The sequence below is a fragment of the Nocardia sp. NPDC055165 genome (assembly GCF_053606985.1).
Window position 1 is genome coordinate 218255 of the sequence record NZ_JBSGSS010000010.1, and the last position, 23432, is coordinate 241686.

At 68.0% G+C, this 23432-nt stretch carries 19 protein-coding genes; 14 read left to right on the forward strand and 5 right to left on the reverse strand.

Annotated features, from left to right (window positions below; translation table 11 throughout):
• The first annotated feature begins 93 nt into the window (after positions 1-93).
• From ACWFRF_RS22120 to puuE, 5 genes are read left to right on the forward strand one after another with little or no spacing between them, the layout of a single operon-like run.
• A complete protein-coding gene (locus ACWFRF_RS22120; protein ID WP_452451998.1) occupies positions 94-1041 on the forward strand; it encodes an NADP-dependent oxidoreductase in 948 nt (315 codons plus the stop codon).
• Positions 1038-4313, forward strand: a complete 3276-nt coding sequence (locus ACWFRF_RS22125; protein WP_452452000.1) for a molybdopterin-dependent oxidoreductase — start codon at positions 1038-1040, stop codon at positions 4311-4313. Before ACWFRF_RS22120 ends, ACWFRF_RS22125 begins: the two co-directional genes overlap by 4 nt.
• Positions 4310-5533, forward strand: coding sequence for a DUF6986 family protein (locus ACWFRF_RS22130; RefSeq protein WP_452452002.1), 1224 nt, complete (start codon positions 4310-4312; stop codon positions 5531-5533). The genes ACWFRF_RS22125 and ACWFRF_RS22130 overlap by 4 nt, the downstream gene beginning before the upstream one ends.
• A gap of 59 nt (positions 5534-5592) precedes the next feature.
• Positions 5593-6567: an allantoicase gene (alc, locus tag ACWFRF_RS22135; RefSeq protein ID WP_452452004.1), complete on the forward strand. Its 975-nt coding sequence runs from the start codon at positions 5593-5595 to the stop codon at positions 6565-6567.
• On the forward strand, positions 6564-7538 hold the full coding sequence (puuE, locus tag ACWFRF_RS22140; protein WP_452452006.1) for an allantoinase PuuE: 975 nt from the start codon (positions 6564-6566) through the stop codon (positions 7536-7538). Before alc ends, puuE begins: the two co-directional genes overlap by 4 nt.
• A gap of 44 nt (positions 7539-7582) precedes the next feature.
• Here the strand turns inward: puuE and ACWFRF_RS22145 are convergent, their stop codons facing one another.
• A complete protein-coding gene (locus ACWFRF_RS22145; RefSeq protein WP_452452007.1) occupies positions 7583-7873 on the reverse strand; it encodes a hypothetical protein in 291 nt (96 codons plus the stop codon).
• A 77-nt stretch (positions 7874-7950) separates the two neighbouring features.
• Positions 7951-9093, reverse strand: a complete 1143-nt coding sequence (locus ACWFRF_RS22150; RefSeq protein WP_452452009.1) for an alpha/beta hydrolase — start codon at positions 9091-9093, stop codon at positions 7951-7953.
• A 497-nt stretch (positions 9094-9590) separates the two neighbouring features.
• On the opposite strand from ACWFRF_RS22150, the gene aceA reads away from it, so the two are divergent.
• From aceA to ACWFRF_RS22175, 5 genes are all read left to right on the forward strand, one after another.
• Positions 9591-10880, forward strand: a complete 1290-nt coding sequence (gene aceA / locus ACWFRF_RS22155; protein ID WP_266293925.1) for an isocitrate lyase — start codon at positions 9591-9593, stop codon at positions 10878-10880.
• Positions 10881-11043: 163 nt separating this feature from the next.
• Positions 11044-11916, forward strand: coding sequence for a 3-hydroxybutyryl-CoA dehydrogenase (locus tag ACWFRF_RS22160; protein WP_358186489.1), 873 nt, complete (start codon positions 11044-11046; stop codon positions 11914-11916).
• Between the two features lie 350 nt (positions 11917-12266).
• Positions 12267-14591: a 5-methyltetrahydropteroyltriglutamate--homocysteine S-methyltransferase gene (gene metE, locus ACWFRF_RS22165; protein ID WP_378991100.1), complete on the forward strand. Its 2325-nt coding sequence runs from the start codon at positions 12267-12269 to the stop codon at positions 14589-14591.
• Between the two features lie 110 nt (positions 14592-14701).
• On the forward strand, positions 14702-15121 hold the full coding sequence (locus tag ACWFRF_RS22170; RefSeq protein ID WP_452452011.1) for a VOC family protein: 420 nt from the start codon (positions 14702-14704) through the stop codon (positions 15119-15121).
• Positions 15121-15696 (forward strand): TetR/AcrR family transcriptional regulator, encoded by a 576-nt coding sequence (locus tag ACWFRF_RS22175; RefSeq protein WP_387445637.1) that lies wholly within the window; start codon positions 15121-15123, stop codon positions 15694-15696. The genes ACWFRF_RS22170 and ACWFRF_RS22175 overlap by 1 nt, the downstream gene beginning before the upstream one ends.
• Positions 15697-15762: 66 nt before the next feature.
• Here the strand turns inward: ACWFRF_RS22175 and ACWFRF_RS22180 are convergent, their stop codons facing one another.
• The gene (locus ACWFRF_RS22180) at positions 15763-17097 is read right to left on the reverse strand and encodes a DUF1254 domain-containing protein (protein ID WP_452452014.1); all 1335 of its coding nucleotides are present in this window, start codon (positions 17095-17097) and stop codon (positions 15763-15765) included.
• Positions 17098-17233: 136 nt separating this feature from the next.
• On the reverse strand, positions 17234-17773 hold the full coding sequence (locus ACWFRF_RS22185) for a TetR/AcrR family transcriptional regulator (protein ID WP_452452015.1): 540 nt from the start codon (positions 17771-17773) through the stop codon (positions 17234-17236).
• Positions 17774-17870: 97 nt separating this feature from the next.
• Here ACWFRF_RS22185 and ACWFRF_RS22190 point away from each other — a divergent pair, with 97 nt between their 5' ends.
• Positions 17871-19154, forward strand: a complete 1284-nt coding sequence (locus ACWFRF_RS22190; RefSeq protein WP_452452017.1) for a phthiocerol/phthiodiolone dimycocerosyl transferase family protein — start codon at positions 17871-17873, stop codon at positions 19152-19154.
• 22 nt (positions 19155-19176) lie between these two features.
• Here the strand turns inward: ACWFRF_RS22190 and ACWFRF_RS22195 are convergent, their stop codons facing one another.
• Positions 19177-20247 carry a S1C family serine protease gene (locus ACWFRF_RS22195; RefSeq protein WP_378991089.1) on the reverse strand — a complete coding sequence of 357 codons (1071 nt, stop codon included), beginning with the start codon at positions 20245-20247 and terminating at the stop codon, positions 19177-19179.
• 119 nt (positions 20248-20366) lie between these two features.
• Between ACWFRF_RS22195 and ACWFRF_RS22200 the strand changes: the two genes are divergently transcribed.
• Genes ACWFRF_RS22200 through ACWFRF_RS22210 form a run of 3 tightly spaced genes read left to right on the forward strand, consistent with a single transcriptional unit; the run spans position 20367 to position 23400 of the window.
• A complete protein-coding gene (locus ACWFRF_RS22200) occupies positions 20367-21419 on the forward strand; it encodes an NAD(P)-dependent alcohol dehydrogenase (RefSeq protein ID WP_452452019.1) in 1053 nt (350 codons plus the stop codon).
• Between the two features lie 51 nt (positions 21420-21470).
• Positions 21471-22661: an AI-2E family transporter gene (locus tag ACWFRF_RS22205; RefSeq protein ID WP_378991086.1), complete on the forward strand. Its 1191-nt coding sequence runs from the start codon at positions 21471-21473 to the stop codon at positions 22659-22661.
• 7 nt (positions 22662-22668) lie between these two features.
• Entirely contained in the window at positions 22669-23400 is a 732-nt protein-coding gene (locus ACWFRF_RS22210) for a ZIP family metal transporter (RefSeq protein WP_379312792.1), read from the forward strand.
• The last annotated feature ends 32 nt before the right edge of the window (positions 23401-23432 follow it).

Genomic DNA, 23432 nt, shown 5'->3' on the forward strand with positions numbered 1-23432 from the left:
CTCGCGTGCGGTAGGCACTTCGCAGTGCGTACTTCCCGATAGAGAGTAGCTCTCCCTAGGTTCGGTCAGTACCTACGGAAGAGAGAGATCATCATGCGCGCAGTTGTCGTCCATACCTTCGGCGGACCGGAAGCACTCGAACTCGTCGAGGTGCCGGTGCCCGCGCCGGGGCCAGGTCAGGTGCGGATCCGGGTGTCGGCGGCCGCGGTGAACCCGGTCGACGCGGTGACCAGGGCGGGTGCGCTGGTCGAAGCCGGTCTGATGGCGCCGCGACCGGTGACCGGGATCGGCTGGGACGTGGCGGGCGAGATCGACGAGGTCGGCGCCGGGGTGCCCGGTTTCGCGGTGGGACAGCCCGTGATCGGGCTTCGTGATCTGCTCGACCGGTCGCTGGGCAGTTACGCGGACTACCTCGTGCTCGACGCGTCGGCGGTGGCAGCGGCTCCCGTCGGCAGCTCGGCGGCGGAGGCCGCGACGCTCCCGCTGAACGGGCTCACCGCTTTTCAGGCGCTCGATCTGCTCGATCTCGCCGAAGGCGACAGTGTGCTGGTGACCGGTGCGGCCGGTGCGGTGGGCGGTTTCGCGGTCGAGATCGCCGCGCGGTGGCGTGGACTCAGGGTGATCGCGCAGGTCGGCGCCGAGGACGCCGGCTTCGTGCGCGGACTCGGTGCGGAGTGGGTAGTGCCGCGTGAGACGCCGGACCTGGCCGAGGCGGTCCGTGCGCTGGTGCCCGGTGGTGTCGATGCCGTCCTGGACACAGCGGGCCTGAGCGCCGGAGCGCTTGCCGCAGTGCGCAACCGGGGGTCGTTCGTCACCGTCGTCGGTGGCGCCGACCCGGTTCCGTTGCGCGGCATTCGCGTTCACCACGCCTGGATCAGCGCCGACGGCGCAGCCCTGGCCACGCTCGCCGGCTACGACCTCGCCCTGCGCGTGGCCGGCACCCTGCCGCTCGAGCAAGCCGCCGATGCGCACACCCGGCTGGCCCGAGGCGGCCTGCGCGGCCGCATCGTGCTGACCACGGAACACGGAGGTGGTTCATGAGGCTCGATATCGACGGCCGCGCGGTCGAAGTAACCGCGCGGCCCGGCCAGTGCCTGCGCACGCTGCTCCGCGAACACGGCGAGCTCGCGGTCAAGAAGGGCTGCGACTCCGGCGACTGCGGAGCCTGCTCGGTGCTGCTCGACGGCGAACCCGTCCACTCCTGCCTGATCCCGGCCCACCGCGCCGCCGACCGCGCGGTGACGACCGCCGCGGGCCTCGGCGATGCGGATACCCCGAACCCGGTGCAGCGCGGCTTCGTCGAGAACGCCGCCTTCCAATGCGGTTTCTGCACCGCCGGAATGGTGGTGACAGCATCGGGTCTGGCCGCCGCCCGCCCCGACACAGCTGTGGACAACTTGCCTGCTCAGGCAGTCACCGACGCCGAACGCGCCGAGCTGCTGAAGGGAAACCTGTGCCGCTGCACGGGCTATCGCGCCATCGCCGACGCCTTGGCCGCACCCTGTGCATCACTGTGTACAACTGGCGAGGCCGACTCGTCGCCGCACCGCGCGGAGGAATCCGGCCCACTGTGCACGGGGAAGGGGCATCGTGCGGCGAACGCCTCGACGCGGACCCATGTCGCGGAAGCGACGTCCGGGCTCGGTGAGGCGACTGCTGACCGATTCGACGATAGTTCGTCAGGCACGCGCAGCGTTGCCGAAGAAGTCGCGAAGCGGGCGGGCGCGGAATCATCCCCCGCTGAAGCTTCGCCCGACGCGTACCCGGCCCCCGCGGTGCGTAGCGATGACGGTCGCTCCGCTCATTCGATCGGTGGAGGAGATGTTCGGCCGGGAAGCGATGAGGTGGCGCGATCCGGTGAGTCGTTCGATGCGGCGGGGCCTGCTGTCGAGTCGTATGTGACACACGGTCACCCGGGCCGGTTGGCCGGTGAGGTCACCACGGTGTCGGCGGCGGAGGGGCCGCAGGTCGGGGTGTCTGCCGTGGTGGGGGCGCAGGCGCGGGTCGGTGGGGTGATGCGGCGGAAGTATCGGGCGGGGCAGATCGGAGACGGTGTGGGGGCGCCCGCTGGGGCGCGGATCGTGCGGGGTGCGGAGGCGTTCACGATGGATGTGGTGCCGGGGGCGGGGGAGCGGATGCCGCCGGTGGCCCCGTGGCATCTGGCCGTGCTGACCAGTCCGCACGCGCATGCGCGGATCGTGTCCATCGACGTGGCCGCGGCGCGGGCTGTTGCGGGTGTGCGGGTGGTGTTGACACATGTGGATGGACCGCGAACCGCGTTCTCCACGGCTCGCCACGAACTGCGCGAGGACGATCCGGACGACACCTTCGTGCTCGACAGCACGGTCCGGTTCGTGGGGCAGCGGGTAGCCGCGGTGGTGGGGGAGACCCTGGACGCCGCACGTGCGGGGGTGCGAGCGCTGCACGTGGAGTACGAGGTGCTGCCCGCGGTCTTCGAGCCCGAGGCAGCGTTGGCCGATGGCGCGCCGGTGCTGCATGCCGACAAGCCGGACTCGGCACGGATCGCCGACGCGCAGCGCAATCTGATCGCCGAGATCCACGGTGGTGTCGGTGATTTCGAAGCCGGTATCGAGCAGGCCGCGAAAGTGGTGAGCGGCGTGTGGAATTCGCCGCGCGTGCAGCATGTGCACCTGGAGACCCATGGCGGGATCGGCTGGCTCGACGACACGGGCAGGCTCGTCGTTCGCTCGAGCACCCAGGTGCCGTTCCTGGTCCGCGACGAACTGTGCCACCTGTTCGGGCTGGGTCGAGACCGCGTGCGGGTGTTCGCGACTCGCGTCGGCGGCGGCTTCGGGGCCAAGCAGGAGATGCTGGCCGAGGACCTGATCGCCCTGGCCGTGCTCCGCACCGGGCATCCCGTGCAATACGAGTTCACCCGCACCGACGAATTCACCTCGGCCACGTGCCGTCATCCGATGCGGGTCGCGGTCACCGCGGCCGCCGACGCGGCGGGCATCCTGAGCGCGCTCTCGGTGGACGTACTCGCCGACGCGGGCGCGTACGGCAACCACAGCGCGGGCGTGATGTTCCATTCCGTCGGCGAATCGGTGGCCGTCTACCGCTGCCCGAACAAGCGGGTCGACGCACAAGCGGTGTACACCAACAACGTTCCCTCTGGCGCGTTCCGTGGCTACGGACTCGGCCAGGTGATCTTCGGTGTCGAGTCGGCGATCGACGAACTGGCTCGTGAACTCGGCATCGACCCCTTCGAATTCCGCCGTCGCAATGTGGTGATCCCGGGTGACCGGTTCACCGCCGCCGAAATCGACGAGTCCGACCTGACCTTCGGTAGTTACGGCCTCGACCAGTGCCTCGACACCGCACAGCGGGCGCTCCTGCGCGGCAACGGTGTCGCCGCGCCCGGACCGGATTGGCAGGTGGGGGAGGGCATGGCGGTGGCGATGATCGCGACCGTGCCCCCGCGCGGGCATCATGCCGATGCCACGGCGAGCCTGCTGCCCGACGGCCGCTACGAAATCGGGGTCGGCACCGCGGAATTCGGCAACGGCACCACCACCGTCCACGCCCAGCTCGCGGCAACGGCGCTGGCCACCGCCGCCGAGCGAATCGTGATCCGCCAGTCCGACACCGACGTGGTCGGCCACGATACCGGCGCGTTCGGCTCCACCGGCACCATGGTCGCGGGCAAAGCCTCCTACGCGGCGGCGCTCGAACTGCACGCGATGATGTTGGCGAGGGCGGCGAAGGTGAGCGGTCACCCCGAACGCGACTGTCTGCTCGAAGCGAGCGGCGTGCGCTGCGGCGACGAACTGATCACCGCGGCGCAACTGCTCGCCGACGGCGAGCTCGTCGCCCACGGCAGCCACGCGGGCACCCCGCGCTCGGTGAGCTTCAATGTCCACGCGTTCCGGGTGGCGGTCCAGCCCTCGACCGGCGCGGTGCAGATATTGCAGTCGGTCCAGGTCGCCGACGCGGGCACGGTGCTGAACCCCGTGCAGCTGCGTGGGCAGGTGGAAGGCGGCGTCGCCCAGGCGATCGGGACCGCGCTCTACGAGGACATGCGATCCGAGTCCGGCGTGGTGACCACGCGGACGCTGCGCCACTATCACGTTCCGCATTTCGCCGATCTGCCCCGCACCGAGGTGTATTTCGCCGAAACCAGTGACGAACTGGGCCCGCTGGGTGCCAAATCGATGAGTGAGTCCCCCTACAACCCGGTGGCCCCCGCCCTGGCGAACGCGATCCGCGACGCCGTCGGTGTCCGCCCTTACCGATTACCGATGACCGCCGATCGTGTGTGGCGGGCCGTCAAGGAAGGAACCGCCGGGTGAATACTCGCCTGCCCGAACATATTCGAGCCCGCATCGACTCGGTGCTCGACTCCGTCGACGCCGAACTGCGCGTGCGCTACCCAGGAGCTGGTGACCGGGTCCAACCCGTGCACACCGCCTACGTGCCGGCCGACCGCGCCACCGCGCAGAGCCCCGCCGAGTGGGGCGCCACCGCCTTGGAGCTACTGCATCGCCACGCCGACTTCCTCGTCGGTCTCGATGTCACCGGTTCGCTCCCGGCCGTGCGCCGTCGACTCACGGACCGGCCGGTGCAGGACATGCGTATCGACTTCGAGGACGGTTACGGGTTCCGGGCCGATGACGAGGAGGACGCGGCGGCGAAGGCGGCGGGCGAGGCGCTGGCGGCATGGGCCGACAAGCCCGGCGCACCGGTCTCGTTCGGTGTTCGGACGAAAGGTCTGGCCGCGAACGAACGTCGGCGCGCGTTGCGCACTCTCGAACTCGTCCTCGACGGGGCGGGCGGCGCACTGCCCGGATTCGTGTTCACGGTGCCCAAGATCCGTGCCGCGGAACAGGTGTCGGCGATCGTCGATCTGTGCACCGGACTCGAGCGCGGCCACGGCCTGCCCGAACGGTCGCTACGTTTCGAGCTCCAGATCGAGAGCCCGCAGGCGATTGTCGCCCCCGACGGCACCGCGCCCATCGTCAAGATGATCCACCTGGCCGACGGCCGCTGTAGCGCACTGCATTTCGGTACCTACGACTACACCGCCGCCTGCGGCATCGCGGCCACCGATCAGGCCCTCGACCATCCCGCCGCCGACTACGCCAAGTCGGTGATGCAGGTCGCCGCCGCGCAGACGGGGGTGTGGATCTGTGACGGCTCCACCCAGATCGTCCCCGACGTCGATCCCGAAGTCGCCATGGCCAACCACCACCGCCTGGTCGAGCGGGCCTTGCGCCGCGGCTACTACCAGGGCTGGGACATGCACCCCGGCCACCTGATCACCCGCTGGCTCGCCACCTACGACTTCTTCCGCGGCGCGCGCGAGGTGGCGGTGCCGCGCCTGGTCGCCTACCTGGACCGGCGTGGCGGGGGTGTGATGGACGAGCCCGCGACCGCCGAAGCCTTGGCGAGCACCGTGCTGCGCGGCCTGCGTGCCGGTGCGTTCACCGAGGCCGAACTGCTCGCCGATGCGCCGGGTCTGACCGGCGAGGTTCTGCTCGATCTCGCCGCTCGACGGGTGCGCGCGACGTGATGAGCCCGGCACAAATAGCGGTATACCAGTAATATGGCACCCGACCCCAGGAGGCACCCGTGAGCCGATTCACCGGCAGCGACGATTTCACCCTGCTCCCTGATCTGGCCGTCCGCACCCTCGGCGGTTCCGTGATCTGGGCGAACGACGAATTCTTCGCGGAGAAGGAGAACCTGGTCAGCCCGGGTCCGTCGGAGTACCAGCCGGCGACATTCGGCCACAAGGGCCAGGTCTACGACGGCTGGGAGACCCGCAGGCACCGCGGCAAGCCCGGCGACGATTCGGCCGTCGTGCGCCTCGGCGTGCCCGGCGTGATCCGTGGCGTCGTGGTCGACACCGCCTGGTTCAAGGGCAACTTCCCGCCCGAGGTATCGCTGTCGGCGCTGGCGATCGAGGGCTACCCGCCTGCCGAGCAGATCGCGGCCCGCACCGACTGGGTGACCCTGCTCGACCGCGTGAAGGTCGGTGGTGACAGCCGTAATCCGTTCGCCATCGACAGCGAGAACCGCTGGACCCATGTGAAACTCACCATGCATCCGGACGGCGGCGTCGCCCGCCTGCGCGTGCACGGCGAAGGCCGCCCCGATCCCGCGCTGCTCGGCCTCGGCCCACTCGATCTCGCCGCGCTGGAGAACGGCGCCGTCGTGCTCGACTGCTCCAACCGGTTCTACAGCTCGCCCAACCAACTGCTCTACCCCGGCCTGGCCAGGGAAATGGGCGACGGCTGGGAGACGGCACGCCGCCGCGACGACGGAAACGACTGGGTACGAATCCAACTCGCGGGACCGGGGGCGATCCGGCTGGCCGAGATCGACACCTCCTGCTTCCTCGGCAACAGCCCCGGCGCGGCCTCGCTCACCGGATTCACCAGTGACGGAACCGAAGTCGAGCTCTTGCCGCGCACCGACCTGCTGCCCGACACCCGCCACCGGTTCGTGCTACAGCCCGCAGCCGCCTCCGTCGTGGAGGTACGCCTCGACATCTATCCCGACGGCGGCCTCGCACGGCTGCGCCTCTACGGGGAGCTCGGATGAGCGCAGTATCGCGCAGCGATTCCGTGGGGGGTGGCGGCCGGGCGACGGGTGGGCGCGATATTCGCGATTTCGTCGGGTACGGGCCGAATCCGCCCGACCCGCAATGGCCCGACGACGCGCAGATCGCCGTGCAGTTCGTGCTGAATTATGAAGAGGGCGGGGAGAACAACGTCCTCGACGGTTCGCCGCATTCGGAGACCTTCCTCTCCGAGATGACGCCCGCCGATGCCTTCCCGAACCGGCACATGAGCATGGAATCGCTCTACGAATACGGTTCGCGCGCCGGGTTGTGGCGGGTGCTGCGCGCCTTCGAACGGCGTGACCTGCCGCTCACCGTCTTCGCGGTGGCGCGAGCCATGCAGCGCAATCCCGAAGCGGTGGCGGCCTTTTCCGAACTGGGCCACGAAATCGCCTGCCACGGCTTGCAATGGAAGTCCTATCAGCTGATCGATCGCGATATCGAGCGCGCCGATATGGCAGAGGCGATCCGCATCCTCACCGAACTCACCGGCTCCGCCCCGCTCGGCTGGTACACCGGCCGCGACTCCCCGAACACCCGCGAATTGGTCGTCGAACACGGCGGTTTCGTCTACGACTCCGACTCCTACGCCGACGACCTGCCCTACTGGACCGAGGTGCGCGGCCAGAGCCACCTGGTGGTTCCGTACACCCTCGACACCAACGACATGCGCTTCGCCTCCCCGGCGGGCTTCGCCAACGGCGAGGAGTTCTACGCCCACCTGCGCGACGCCTTCGACGTTCTCTACCGCGAAGGGGCCGAGGACACCCCGAAAATGCTCTCCGTGGGCCTGCACTGCCGTATCGCGGGCCGTCCCGCCCGCACCGCCGCCCTGGAACGCTTCCTCGACCACGTCCAATCCCACGACCGGGTGTGGACAACCCGCCGCATCGACATCGCCGAACACTGGCGCAAGGTGCATCCGGCGGGCGTCCGGCTCCTGGGCAACTGACGCGAAACGTCGACCCCGGTAAGGGGCCGACGTCGGCTCGGTGTCTAGGCCAGACCGCAGCGTTCGATATTGCTCAGCGTGATCTGGCGATCGGATTCCTTGGCCTGCGGAACGCGGTTGTAGGCGCCCATGGAATCCATGTAGTTGACGAACGTGTCCGCGATCTCCTCCGGCGTCGCATCCGGTTTCGCGGCGCGAACGTTGTCGACCAGGGTGCGCGTGGTCTCGCACTGCTCTTCCGGAGTGAAGATCGGCGGCGGCGGGTCGGCGTGCGCGAAAGCCGGTGCGAGCAGCAGCACGAAAGCGGCCAGGGCGGCGGATCGAATAATTCTCACTCCGGCGACTCTACGTATCGAAACCGCAACGGCCCCAAGCTACTCGGCGTAGCGCGGGGCCGTTGTCGTGCTCGTCGTCAGTCGAACAACGCGCTGACGAAGGGGAGGGAATCGACCAGGGAGGCGTTCACGGTGCCGTCGTGGTCGGTGGGGTAGGTGCGGAAGGTGACGGGCTGGCCGTTGGCCTGGAGGACCGCGGCGTAGCGGAGAGTTTCAGGGGTGACCACGTCGGTGTCCCGCAGGCCCTGGCCCAGGAAGAGTGGGCGGTCGAAGCCGGATTCGGGCAGGCCCATGTAGCGCGCGAGCAGGCCGTGGACGTCGGGGATCGACGACAGCGGGCGGGCGAACATGCTGCCGACCGAGGGCTTCGCGGCGGCCAGCTCGTCGCCCAGTGGGCCGATGCAGCCGGTTTGGGCGCGGGCGAGCCAGGTCCGGCCGGTGTCGGTGAGCAGGCCGTCGATGTCCAGGTCGGGGTAGGTGGTGCGCAGACCGCTGAGGATGTAGAGGACGTACGCGGTGAGGTGCGAGCTCAGGGCGATCGGGGGCACGCCGGGGCCGATGAGCCCGATGACGTCCTCGATGTAGGCGGGCACGCCGGTGCCGACCGCGCCGCGGTAGTCCAAGTCGGTGCCGCCGAATTCGGTGGCGTAGCGAGCGGTGAACACCGCGGCGCCGGCGCCCTGGGACTGGCCGACCACGGCCCACTTGTTCGACAGGGACGCGTACTGCTCGGTCGCGGCCTTGACCCCGTCGACCACGTTGTGCGCTTCGGCGATGCCGTTCAGATAGGGATGTTCGCCGGGTCCGCCCAGGCCCGCGTAGTCGGCGGCCACGATCGCGTAGCCCTGTTTCAACCAGGTGCCGAGGTAGGCCCGGTCCCGCTCGACCGCGGCGGGCCCGGCCACGCTGTAGGCGCAGTCGTCGCCGAGTCCGACGGTGCCGTGTGCCCACGCGATCACCGGCCAGCCGCCCTGCGGCGCTTCGCCCGCGGGGAAGTACACGGCCGCGCTGGTGGTGGTCGGCTGGTCGCCCGCGGTGGTCGAGCGGTAGAGCAGGCGCTCGGCGCGGGCCGATCCGGGCAGGGTGGCCGCGGGGGACAGTGACTCGACGCCGACGACGGTGCCTGCCGTCTCGGCCGGTTGCGCGCTCGCCACCGGCGCCGGGCTCAGCGCCGCCGCCAACACGGTCAGCGTTGCCGCCGCGATCCTCGGAATCCTCATGGGCCCACTCTTTCGCCTCGGCGGATGAGTGTCCACTTCCGGGGGGCGATGGGATCGATACCCGCGTCGTGACCGAATCGAGTGACGACACGCACATCATTCGTGTCCGGCGTGGTGTGTGAAACGACTCACAGACTGCCAGGCTCGGGAGTGTCGGCGCGTGCCCACCTGATGATCGCTAACAGTACGAGCGTTATGCTAAAACTCCAGGTCAGCGCTACTCGCTGGTAGGCGGAGTCCTTGCAATCAGCCCGCTAATTTCGCAAAGTTAGCAAACACGTCGGCAAAACTAGCTGAGATTCACACAACCAACAGGTAGACGGCTATTTCTGGGTGTGCCATTGTTTGGAAGTACACCCCTTGGGCCCTAGTAAGTCCTAGCAAGCCTGCAAATTGCTCCAGCAGTACGAGATGTGCAACCGAAAGCGTTCAGCCACCGGTTGATTCGCACGCCGACTGCGTGGAGCACCGACCACACGAGGAAGTGGAGTCAAGAGATGTCTCTCCCCGGCACCCCGAAGACCGCAGCGGAAATCCAGCAGGATTGGGACACCAACCCGCGTTGGAAGGGCCTGACCCGCACCTACTCCGCCGAGCAGGTTTCCAAGCTGCAGGGCAACGTCGTCGAGGAGCACACCCTCGCCCGTCGCGGTTCGGAGATCCTGTGGGACCTCGTGAACAACGAGGACTACATCAACTCGCTGGGCGCCCTCACCGGCAACCAGGCCGTGCAGCAGGTTCGCGCCGGCCTGAAGGCCATCTACCTGTCCGGTTGGCAGGTCGCCGGTGACGCCAACCTGTCCGGCCACACCTACCCGGACCAGTCGCTGTACCCGGCGAACTCGGTTCCCGCGGTCGTGCGTCGCATCAACAACGCCCTGTCGCGCGCCGACGAGATCTCCAAGGTCGAGGGCGACGAGTCGGTCAAGAACTGGCTGGCCCCGATCGTGGCCGACGCCGAGGCCGGCTTCGGTGGCGCCCTGAACGCCTACGAGCTGCAGAAGGCCATGATCGTGGCCGGTGCCGCCGGTGTCCACTGGGAAGACCAGCTCGCTTCGGAGAAGAAGTGCGGCCACCTCGGTGGCAAGGTGCTGATCCCCACCCAGCAGCACATCCGCACCCTGACCTCCGCGCGTCTGGCCGCCGACGTCGCCGACGTGCCGTCGGTGATCATCGCCCGCACCGACGCCGAGGCCGCCACCCTCATCACCTCCGATGTGGACGAGCGCGACCGTGAGTTCCTGGACGGCACCCGTACCGCCGAGGGCTTCTTCGGTGTGAAGAACGGCATCGAGCCCTGCATCGCGCGTGCCAAGGCCTACGCCCCCTACGCCGACCTCATCTGGATGGAGACCGGTATCCCGGATCTCGAGGTCGCGCGCAAGTTCGCCGAGTCGGTTCGCAGCGAGTTCCCGGACCAGCTGCTGGCCTACAACTGCTCGCCTTCGTTCAACTGGAAGCAGCACCTGGACGACGCGACCATCGCGAAGTTCCAGCGTGAGCTCGGCGCGATGGGCTTCAAGTTCCAGTTCATCACCCTGGCGGGCTTCCACTCGCTCAACTACGGCATGTTCGACCTGGCGCACGGCTACGCCCGCGAGGGCATGACCGCGTTCGTCGACCTGCAGGAGCGCGAGTTCAAGGCTGCTGCCGAGCGTGGCTTCACCGCCATCAAGCACCAGCGTGAGGTCGGTGCCGGCTACTTCGACACCATCGCCACCACCGTCGACCCCAACACGTCGACCGCCGCCCTGAAGGGCTCCACCGAAGAGGGTCAGTTCCACTGATCCCCCTCGGAGTTGCTTTGACCGGCAACGCCTTTCCTCTACTCCGGTAGGGGTGTACGCCCTCCCTCGCCGATCAGCCCTCGGTGAGGGAGGGCATCCCTATACTTTGGTCGCTATGACCTCCCCAGCCACCCCACAGCCAGACACACAGCAGGAGCGGGACGTGAGCAGCAGCGAGAAGATTCAGCGCGTTGGCATCATCGGCGCCGGACAGATGGGCGCGGGCATCGCGGAGGTGTGCGCACGCGCGCACGTCGACGTCCTCGTCTACGAGACCACGCGTGAACTCGCCGCTGCGGGCCGCGCACGGATCCTGCGTTCGCTGGACCGTGGCGTGAGCAGCGGCAAGATCACCGAGCGCGAGCGTGAGCAGGCCGCATGGCGGCTGCGCTTCACCTCCGATCTCAGCGACTTCGCCGACCGTCAGCTGGTGGTCGAGGCCGTTGTCGAGAACGAAGAGGTCAAGACGGCCATCTTCAGCGAGCTGGACAAGGTCGTCACCGACCCCGACGCCGTGCTCGCCTCCAACACCTCCTCGATCCCGATCATGAAGATCGCCGTCGCCACCGCGAACCCCGAGCGCGTGGTCGGTCTGCACTTCTTCAACCCGGTGCCGGTGCTGCCGCTGGTCGAGCTGGTCACCACGCTCAAGACCAGCGAGCCGGTCGCCAAGCGCGCCGAGCAGTTCGCCGCCGAGATCCTCGGCAAGCAGATCGTGCGCTCGGCGGACCGCTCCGGTTTCGTCGTCAACGCGCTGCTGGTGCCGTACCTGCTCTCGGCCATCCGGATGGTCGAGTCGGGCTTCGCCACCAAGGACGACGTCGACAAGGCGATGGTGCTCGGCTGTGCCCACCCGATGGGCCCGCTGGCGCTGACCGACCTCGTCGGCCTCGACACCGTGAAGTCCATCGCGGACTCGATGTACTCCGAGTTCAAGGAGCCGCTCTACTCGGCTCCGCCGCTGCTGATGCGCATGGTCGAAGCCGGGCTGCTCGGCAAGAAGACCGGAGCCGGGTTCTACCAGTACGGCAAATAGGGGACTCGTCCGAACAGCCCGGATTCGGGCTGTTCGGTAGGGACGCATCAGGTTTACCCGCTCGGGGTCGTTTGGTGGCTGTGTTTATCGGAGCGCTGGCGCGCTCGAGCGGGGCCCTTCGGGCCCCTGATCTTCCCTCCCTACGGGTACTCCTTCGTCGCACCCTTCGGTCAGTCCAGATCAGGGCGGGCCCCTAGAGAGACTTACAAAAGGCGCTCAGGTGCTCGGGGTTTGCGGGGGGAGCGGCGCGGGGGCGTTCTTGCGGCTTAAGCTGCTGTTGCCGGACGTGCTTGCTTGCCCGGTGCTATGTCTCGAGCGCAGCGTGTGATCGAAAGGGAGTATCGGCGGTCATGGTCAACGTCACCGATGGATTCGGGTCGAGCGTTCTCGGATACCCGAGGATCGGTCCGCACCGAGAGCTCAAGCGTGCGCTCGAGTCGTATTGGCGCGGATCGCTCGAACGCGAGGAACTGCTCACGGTAGGACGCGATATCCAGGAGCGTCAGTTCAACGAACTGGCCGCGACCGGACTCACGCAGGTGCCGGGCAACACCTTCTCCTTCTACGATCACATCCTCGACAACGCGCTGCTGTTCGGCGCTGTGCCCTCGCGTTTCAAGGAGTTCGAGGCCGGGCTCGACCCGCTCGACTTCTACTTCCTGATGGCGCGCGGCAACCCGGACACCCCGCCGCTCGAGCTGGTGCGATTCTTCGGCACCAACTACCACTACCGCCAGCCCGAACTCGACGCCGACACCACGTTCTCGCTGCATCCGCAGGCCCTGCTCGACGAGTGGGACCGGGCTGCCGCCCGCGGGATCGAGCTGCGTCCGGTGGTCCTCGGCCCGGTGTCGTTGCTGCTGCTGTCGAAGGCCGGGCATGTGCCGGGCGAGGCCGAGTTCGACACGTTGAGCCTGCTCGATCAGCTGCTGCCGTTCTACGAAGAGCTGTTCGAGATCCTCGCCAAGCGCGGGTCGACCTGCGTGCAGCTCGACGAGCCCTGCTTCACCGGCGAGCGCACTCCCGCCGAGCTCGCCGCGTTCGAGAAGGCCTACAACCAGCTGGCGAAGGCGCCGCTGCGTCCGCGCATCCTGGTCACCGGGCAGTACGGCGACTTCGGCGAGGCGCTGCGGATTCTGGCCGCGAGCAATGTCGAGGCCATCGGACTCGATCTGGCCTCCTACCGGATGCAGCCGGAGGAACTGGCGGCGATCCCGGGGATCCGGCGCAAGCGGATCTACGCGGGTGTCATCAGTGGCCAGAACGTGTGGCGGGCCGACCGTTTCGTCACGCTGAGCTACCTCAACGCGATCGCCGAGGTGTGCCCGGATCTGGTGGTGTCGACCGGCACCACGCTGCTGCACGTGCCCTACGACGTGCTCGCCGAGTACGACATCGAGGGCAATGTCGCCGACCGGCTCGCCTTCGCGAAACAGAAGGTGGGCGAGGTCGTCTCACTCGCCAAGGCACTCACCGAGGGCCCGTCGGAGAACTGGCGCAAGCGGCCGACCGAGGTGCACTTCAAGCAGAAGCACGCGGTGCGCCAGCGGGTGTACGCCGTGACGCCCGAGATGCGCGAACGCGCGCCCTACGACGAGCGCGCGGCCGCGCAGCAGGAGCGGTTGAACCTGCCGTTGGTGCCCGCCACCACGCTCGGTTCGTTCCCGCAGAGCGGCAAGCTGCGCCAGGCCCGCCACGAGGTGGCCTCGGGCCGGCTGTCCGACGACGACTACCGCAAGCAGGTCGAGGCCGAGATCGAGGCCACGATCCGGCTCCAGGAAGACATCGGCCTCGACGTGTTCGTGCACGGTGAGCACGAACGCAACGACATGATCCAGTTCTTCGCCGAGCAGCTCGACGGTTTCGCCACCACCCGCTTCGGCTGGGTGCAGGTGTACGGCTCGCGCTGTGTGCGACCGCCGATCGTCTACGGCGATGTGGCACGGCCGGCACCGATGTCGGTGGAGTGGACCACCTACGCGCAGTCGCTGACCGACAAGCCGGTGAAGGGCATGGTCACTGGGCCGGTCACGATGCTGGCGCGTTCGTTCGTCCGCCAGGATCAGCCGCTCTACGAGACGGCCGACCAGGTGGCGCTCGCCATCCGCGACGAAGTGGTCGACCTGGAGAAGGCCGGGATCGCGATCATCCAGGTCGACGAACCCGCCATCCGCGAGCTGCTCCCCGCCCGCCCGCACGGCCGTGAGGAGTACCTGCGCTGGGCGGTCGGCGCGTTCAAGCTGGCCACCTCCGGCGTGCGTTCCGACACCCAGATCCACACCCACATCGGCTATTCCGGCCGCACCGAGGTGGTCGACGCGATCGATCAGCTCGACGCCGACGTCACCGCCATCGTGGCGACCCGCTCGATCGAATGGGTCATCGAGGCGCTCACCGAGGACCTGTCCTCGGGCCACGGCCTCACCCACGGCGTCGGCCCCGGCGTGTACGAGAGCCGCTCGGCCCGCATCCCCGATATCGACGAGTTCGACGAACTGCTCACCCAGGCCGCGAATGCCGTGACCCCGCAACGGTTGTGGGCCAACCCCGACGGCGGCCTCAAGACGCGCCACTACTGGCAGCTGGAGCCGTCGTTGCGCAACATGGTGGCCGCGGCTCGCCGGGTCCGCCGCCGCGCGTTGGCTGCGCAGGAGGCTGCCGCGACCGAGGAGTAAGCGAACAAAGCAAAAAGGGCGCACCGGGTTTCAGTGCGCCTTTTTTGTTGCCGGATGGCCCCTACGCCCAGCACCGGGTTTTATTACGGTACGTACTGTACCGTTGTGGAATGACTGCGATGACCTGGCCGGATTCCTTACGTGTAGCGCAGGTTCGGATCGCGCGCCCGACGGATCGGCTCGACGAGGTGGTGCGCTTCTATGTCGACGGGCTCGGGCTGCGCGAGCTGTACCGGTTCGAGAACCATGCCGGATACGACGGGGTAATGGTCGGGTTGCCCGGCGCCGATTACCACCTCGAGTTCACCAGTCATGTCGACGGCAGCCCGGGTGCGGCGCCCAGCGCGGAGAACCTGCTGGTGCTCTATTTCGACGGTGCGGCGCCGATGTTCGACGTGGTGGAGCGGCTCGGTGAGTTCGGGGTCGAGCCGGTGCCCGCGGAGAATCCGTACTGGGCGGCCAACGGCGGTATGGCATTTCCCGATCCGGATGGGTGGATCGTCATGCTCGTGCCACGGCCGGTCTTCTGATGCCCGGACGCGCGCGCGAGGACCGGATCGATGTCGCGGTGCTGGCCGCCACCCGGCAGCTGCTCGACGACAACGGCTACGCCGAACTGTCGATCGGTGCGGTGGCGACCAGGTCGGGCATCCATCGCCCGGCGATCTACCGGCGCTGGCCGTCCAAGCGGCATCTGGTCGTCGCGGTGGTCGCCGATCTGCTCGGTGTCCGGCCGACGGACGACACCGGCGATCTGCGCGCGGATCTCACCGCGGCCCTGCGCGGCCTCGTCGCCGCACTGCGCGACACCCCGCTCGATCGGGTGCTGCCCGCGCTGGTGGCAGACCTGACGAACGACCCTGAACTGCGCGCGCACTTCCTGTCCACGGTCTTCGAGCCACGCAGGGAAACCACCGCGAACGCCCTGCGCTCGGCGATGAGGCGCGGCGAGGTCGATCCGGACATAGATCTCGACTTCGTCCTCGACACGGTCGCGGCGACGATCTACTTCCGCGCACTCTTCGGTCATCTGCCGTTGGACGACGCACTCGTCGATGCCTCGGTGAACGCCGTCCTGCGTCTGGTGCGCCCGCTCGATAGCTGAGGGCGCCAGCACCTCGACTGATACTCGAACCGTTCGATGAGGTCGGGCCGCGGGCTGTGCCTGGGGTCAGGTTCTGGTGATCGGGGGGAGGACGTAGGTCTGGTCGAGGACCGGTGGCTGGGGCTCGTACATGCGCAGGCAGGGGCGGAAGTCGCCTTCCGGGGCGGGGAGCCAGTTGGCACGGGCCTTGGGGTCGGTGGGCTCGGCGTGGCTGATGGTGATCGTGAGGGCGCCGTTGTCGTCGTAGACGAGGCCGGGGGTGCGGTCGCCGATCGAGTAGCGGTCGATCGGGTTGGCGCAGAGGTAGAAGTCCGGGGTCGAGTACATGGTGACCGACCAGAACGCGCTCACCGGTGGGGTGGGGTCCAGGCGCAGGGTGTAGGTGTTCGCGCCGGTCAACTGCCCGCCGGTGCTGTCGGTGTAGATCATCGCGTAGGCGGCCTCGTAGGCGTGGTTGCCCCAGAGTCCGGCCTTGGCGGCTACGGCGCGCGCGATGATGCGCTGTTCGGGGTCGGTGATCTTGAAGTTCTCGTCGTCGAGCGTGCCGACCTCGAAGAAGTCGATGTTGTAGTCGAAGAGGTGCAGTGTCGACTGCCAGCCGTTCTCCCCGGCGCTTGCCCCGCCCTTCGTCGCGTTGCTCAGCTCTTCCTGGCCCTCACCCAATCCGGCGCGCAGCGCGGATGCTCGATCAGGGTCGAGGGACGGGTAGGGCGAGTCGCCCGCTGTCGTCAGGCCGATCGGCGCGAACGATTCCTGGAGCGCGAGATCGCGCTTCGCGGAAGGGAAGGCCTGCGACCAGACACGGACCTTCTCGAGGAACATCAGGTCCGGGGCGACCGTCGGATCCGGTGACGGAAGTCCCGTCGGCTGTGCGCCGCGGTCGGCGGGTGTCAAGGTCAGCGCGTCCTGCAGGGCGTGCACGGCGGGGAGGTCGTCCGCGCCGGCGCAGGCCCATCGACCGGCGATCACGCCGACAACGGTGGGGAAATGGATGACCGTCGTGTCGTCAGGGGCGGTACCGGTCCATCCCGGCGGTACGAGGAGGTAGTCACCCGCGCGGTTTCCGGTGGCCCGGGTGCCGACGTAGGCGAAGTTGTCGGTCCAGGCGTCGATGAACTGCATGACGTAGTACCGATCACCCGCATCAGGCACGTGGAAGGTTATCGGACCGACTGAAAGGTCGATCAGGGCGATCGAATACACGGTGTCGTTGTTGACCGAGACGAAGGTCGCCGAGGCGCCGGCGAGGGTGCGGGCATGGGAGAAGTCGTTGAACGGCGTCGCGGGGATGTCGCCGATGCCCTCGCGGAGCAATCGCTCGATCGAATCGAGGTTGAAGACCAGGGGGAATCCGTACAGATAGGCCTGTGCGGTCAATGCGGGGACGTTCTGATCCGGCATGTGCGCTCCTCGTCCTGGCGTCCACGTCGCGCGACCGTCGTCGGACCGCGCGACACCAGCATCCGCTGATGCGCGACCGGCGCACATCGCCCGGACCGGGTGAGATCGTCGCGTGCCGGTTCGGTGGTGGAGGGCGTCAGGCGCGGATCATGGCGCGGGCACCCGCCGTGAGCTCGGCCGCGGAGGGGGCGTTGTCCGGGTCTATCAGCCATTGCAGGAGCAGGCCGCCGATCATCGTCTGCAGGATCGCGCCGACATTGCTGTCGCCTTCGCCGAAGGCATCGGTCAGGCCGCGGCGGGCTCGTCCCTGCGCGTCGGCGAGTTCGGCGCGCAGTTCGGGGGAGTGCAGTGCCTGGTTCAGGCTTTCGGCGTTGGCGTGCCACAGTGGCGCGTTCTCGACGAACGAGGTGATCAGGCTGTGCCAGAACGCTTCGAGGCGGGCGGTGGGATCGGTCGGGTCGTCGGCGGGTAGCGCGTCGAGGATCTGCGTCACCGCGGTCGCGCTGGATTCCAGCATCGCCTGTTGGAGCAGCTTGTCGCGGGTGCCGAAGTGGTAGTTGATGGCCGCGAGGTTGGTGCCGGAGGCTGCGACGATGTCGCGCACGGTGGTGCGGGCATAGCCGCGTTCGGCCAGGCATTGCTTGGCGGCTTCCAGAAGATCTTCGCGCGTTCCCACTCGCGCACGATAGCAAGTCGCGCATACATCTGTTTGTGACATCAGTTTCAAACAAACGTCAGTGACAAGTGTATGAAACAGATGTATGTTCTCGACCATGACCTCTCGGCGACGTATCTCCCCGTTCGAATCCAGCTACTTCGGCACCGGCACGACCATCGGCAGCGTCCCGACCGGCGGGATGCCGCTGTTCCTCGGCACCACCGTGCACGGCGAGCTGGACCCCGCGATCCTGCGCACGGTGCTCGACGAGCTCGCCGCGGCGCATCCGCTGCTGCGCAGCCGGGTGGTGACCGAGGACGGTGTGGGCTATTTCGTCCGCGACGACGCGTTCCGGCCTCGGCTGGACCTTGTCGAAGGTGGGGAGGCCGAATATCTGGCGCTGGTCAACGGCCCGCGGGACTGGAGCGATGGGCTGTTCCGCGCATACCTGCTGCGTGCGGGCTTGCGTCAGCAGATCGTGTTGGTCATCCATCACGGAATCTCCGATGGCAGATCAGGATTCGCGCTGCTCGGACAGCTGTGGCGGCACTACACGGCGCACGTGGCGGATAAGGCTGTGCCGGAAGTGGATTCGGATCAGTCGATGCCCGAGGCCATGGATACCCGCTTGGCCGAGGTGGTTTCGGTCGCGGCGGCTGAAGCGTGGTTGGCCGAGGTCAGGGCGGGCGCGGCGACGATGAACCCCGAGGACGCGCCTCGAACACTGCCCCGCGACGGCACCGACACCGACCGGCTCGGCCGATTCGCGATGCAGCGCATCGAACTGACCGCCGAGGAGACCGCCGAACTGGTGGCAGCGGCGCGCTCCCACGGTCTTTCGGTGAACAGCGTGCTCACCGGTGCGGTGCTGGCGGCCGTCAGAACCCGGTTCCCCGAATCGGGCAGCGTGCCGCTGTTCTGTGGCTACGCGGCCGACGTCCGCGCGGAATTCGACCCGCCGGTGCCCGTCGACACGATCGTCAACTACGCCTCGGGCGGCGGCACGCTGGTCCTGGCGACCGGCGAGACCACTCAGCTCGAACTCGCTCGTTCGGTCGACACCGGCCTGCGCGCCGGCCTGGACCGTCGCGAACCCGCGCTCTTCCCCCTCGCCACCCAGCTCGTGAACGACGACGTCACCGCCGCCCTCCTCACCGCGCCGCCGACCTTCGCGCTCTCCAACATCGGCCGGGTCCGACCCCATGCGATCCCCGACCACATCGCGTTCGTCCGCGACGACATCTACGCCATGGGTCCCGCCATGCCCCCGAAACTCACCGCCTTCACCATCGCGGGCCGCCTCACCCTCCAACTCGAATACGACACCACCCTCTACAGCCGCCCCCAGATGGAAAAGCTGCGCCTCACCCTCATCGAACTGCTGCACACGCTCGAGTGACGTCGTTCTCAGCGGCCACGGGTCAGTTGGGTGTTCCGTAGGCCAGGACTACGTCGACGATTCGGGTGGTGCCGTGGGGGGAGGTCACCTCGAGCCGGATGGAGTCAGCGGGCTTGCGGGTGTTGATGGCCGCGCTCAGTGCCTTGGCGGTGGTGATCGAGGTGCCGTCGACCGCGGTGATCACGTCGCCGATGTTGATCCCGGCTTCGCGAGCGGGTTGGCCGTAGAACGCCCAGCTCACCTGGGCACCTGCCGGTCTGGCATCGATCACCTGCACGCCGAGGGTGGCGGTCGGGCCGATGTGGACGGTGTCGGTGGGCGTGCCCGAACGGATCTGCGCCACGATCCGCAGGGCGGTGTCGATGGGGACCGCGTAGCCGTTGGCCGGTTTGCCCTTGGCTCGGGAATCCTCGCCCGACGCCGCCGTGATCACCCCGACCACCGCCCCGGACGCGTCGGCCAGCGCGCCGCCGGACTGCCCGCCCATCACCGGTGCGGCGACCTCCACCATCCCGTTCAATGCCTTGCGAGTGAGGTCGGCGGAGTTCATGGCGACGATCGTGGCGTCCAGATCGGTGATCGGACCGGCGACCGCCGTCGGCTCGCCGCCGTCGCCACCCGCATCACCGATCGCCAGCACGTCCTGGCTGATCCGCAGATCAGCCGAGGTGCCGAGGCGCGCGGTCGGCAGGTCCGTGGCCCCGCCCAGCGACAGCAGCGCGATATCGGCGCCGGAGTCGTAGCCCAGGACGGTGGCCTCGTAGACGAGACCGTTGGCGATATCGGTGACGGTCAGCGCCTCGGCGCCTTTGATCACGTGATGGCTGGTGAGGATCTGCCCGTCGGGGGTGAGCACGATCCCCGACCCGGCCGCTCCGATCCCCAAACCGGCCGCGTCGACATCGATATTGACCAGCGCCGATCCCACCTGCCCGGCGACCAGCGCGGGATCCAGCGGCACCAGCACGGGCGCCTGTGCCTGCGCCACGAACTCCGGCTCGACCACGGCGATCTCCCCGCGATACCCGAGGAACGCGCACACCCCGAGCAGCGCCGCCATCATCGTCACCAGCACTCGTCCGACACGCTTCACAGCACATGTCCTCTCTCGCGAGCCGACCAGTCCATTGTGACCCGTTTTCGGCGTCCGCTGGTCTCGATACGGACGCGGTGGGTTGGCAAAGACACGCATGCGGCTGTAGGCATGTAGCCATGAGCACCGCTGCCGCCTACGCCAAGCCCTCTCCCGACGGGGCCTTCGAGAAGGTCACGATCGAACGCCGCGAAGTCGGTCCCGACGATGTGCTGATCGATATCAAATACGCCGGTATCTGCCATTCCGATATCCACACCGCGCGTGACGAGTGGGGTGGCGCGCAGTATCCGTGCGTGCCCGGTCACGAGATCGCGGGCATCGTCGCCGCCGTCGGCTCGTCGGTGCACAAGTACCAGGTGGGCGATCGGGTCGGCGTCGGCTGCCTGGTGAACTCGTGCGGCAAGTGCGTGCCGTGCCTGGCGGGTGAGGAGCAGTACTGCACCAACGGCCCCACCTGGACCTACAACTCGAGGGTGCCCGAGTCCGCGCAGCCCGGCGGCTACACGATGGGCGGCTACTCCACTCAGATCGTGGTCGACGAGAGCTTCGTCGTCGCGATTCCCGAGGGCATCGGCCTCGATGTCGCCGCGCCGCTGCTGTGCGCGGGCATCACGCTGTTCTCACCGCTGAAGCACTGGAACGCGGGACCGGGCAAGAAGGTCGCGATCATCGGGATGGGCGGGCTCGGGCACGTCGGCGTGAAGATCGCCGCGGCGCTGGGCGCGGAGGTGACGGTGCTCAGCCAGTCGCTGCGCAAGCGTGACGACGGCCTGCGCATGGGCGCTGACCACTACTACGCCACCAGCGACAAGGAAACCTTCCGTCAGCTGCGCGGCCAGTTCGACCTGATCATCAACACGGTGTCGGCCGACCTGCCCATCGACAGCTACCTGCGCCTGCTCGCCCTCGACGGCACACTGGTCATCCTCGGCCTGCCGGAGCACCCGATGAGTGTCACCGGGCGCAACCTCGCCGGTTTCCGCCGGTCGCTGGCCGGTTCGATGATCGGTGGCGTCGCGCAGACCCAGGAGATGCTGAATTTCTGTGCCTCACACGGCATCGGCGCGGAGATCGAACTGATCTCCGCCGACGAGATCGACTCCGCGTACGACCGCGTGGTCGCCAGCGATGTGCAGTACCGGTTCGTGATCGACACAGCCACCGTGTGAGGCGAGCGCGCCGACAGGCTGTCGGCGCACGTCCTGGGTACCGTGACATTCGTGGTTGCCCAGGACGAATCCGCTGAACCCGCCGCGCAGTCCGTCGACGTGAGCGCCCTGCCCGCCTTCTGGTCGGTGCGTACGCCGCCGCGCTGGCTGCCGCGGGCACTGCTGTACGCCGTGCTCGCGGTCGCCGGGTTGATCGCGGCGTTCTGGGTGCTCGGCAAGATGCAGGGCCTGCTCACGGTGCTGCTGGTGTCGATCTTCCTGGCGTTCGCGATCGAACCCGCGGTGAATTGGCTTGCCGCGCGCGGCGTTCGGCGCGGCGCGGGCACCGGCGCGGTGTTCCTGGTGGTGCTGGTGGTGATCGTCGCGTTCGTGTGGACGCTGGGCGCGCTGCTGGTCAACCAGGTGACCATGCTGGTGACCAACGCCCCGGACTACGTCCAGGATCTGGTCGACTGGGTCAATTCGACCTTCCATCAGGATATTTCGGGCGACGATCTGACCAAGTACGCCTCGGAGTGGAGTTCCACCATCGAGAAGTACCTGGTCGGTCTGGCCGGAAATGTCTGGGGCATCGGCACTGTCGCGATCGGCGCGCTGTTCCAGCTGCTCGGCGTGCTGCTGTTCACGTTCTACTTCGCCGCCGACGGACCGCGATTCCGCACCTGGGTGTGTTCGCTGCTGCCGCCGAAACAGCAGAAGCATGTGCTGCGGGCCTGGGACATCGCGGTCGAGAAGACCGGGGGCTACATCTATTCGCGCGCACTGCTGGCCCTGTGCTCGGCGATCGCGCACTACGTCGCGTTGCGGGTGCTCGATGTGCCGTCGGCCTTCGCCCTGGCATTGTGGGTCGGCGTTGTCTCCCAGTTCATTCCGACCGTCGGCACCTATATGGCCGGCGCGCTACCGGTACTGGTGGCGTTGGTACACGACCCGATCACGGCGCTGTGGATTCTGCTGTTCATCATCGCCTATCAGCAGTTCGAGAACTATGTTCTGCAGCCGCGCATCACCGCGACCACCCTGGACATGCATCCGGCGGTGGCCTTCGGGGCGGTGATCGCGGGCGCCGCGTTACTCGGTCCGACCGGCGCCCTGCTCGCCATCCCCGTCACCGCCACGCTGCAAGGTTTCGCGGGTGCCTACGTGCGGCGCTACGAAGTCACCGAAGAGGCCGACGCGCCACCGGCCAAGAAGAAGAAGCGCAAGAAAGCCGACACCGAAGCCGCATCCACCGACGAATAGGCAGCTCATGGCGATCCTGTTGTCCCTGGTGTCGATGTTGTCGACGCTGCTCGGCGGCTTCGTCGCCATGAGGATCGGCGACCGCAAGCACCTGGTTCTCGGGCTGGCCGCCGGGGTGATGTTCGGTGTGGTCGCGTTCGACCTGATCCCCGAGGCGCTCGAACAGTCCGACGGCATGTTCCGGGGCATTCCGTATGTGTTGATCGCCGCGGTCCTCGGCTTCCTCAGCCTGCACGTGATCGAGCGCGCGGTGGCCGTCCACCGTGGCCACGAGCAGGAATTCGGTACGCACAAGCACGGTTTCGAGTCGGTCGGCCTGCTCGCGGCGGGCGGCTTGATCTTCCACAGCACCCTGGACGGTTTCGGCATCGGCCTCGGCTACCAGGCAGGCGCGGCGGTCGGCATGTCCGTGGCGATCGCCGTCATCTGCCACGACTTCGCCGACGGTTTCAACACTTTCACCATCCCCACCGTCTACGGCAACGCCCGCAAACGCGCCCTCACCCTGCTGGCCCTCGACGCCATCGCGCCCGTCGTGGGCGCCGTCCTGGGCACCCTGATCCACGTCCCCGAGAACTGGATCGGCCTCTACATGGGCTACTTCGCCGGTTTCCTCCTCTACCTCGCCACCGCCGACATCCTTCCCGAGGCCCACGCGGGCCACCCCTCCCGGCTGACCCTGCTGTGCACCCTGTTCGGCGTAGCCGCCATGTTCGCCGTCGCCGCCTTCAGCCACTGAGCAACATGAGCGCGGCCTGATCGGTCGTGGGG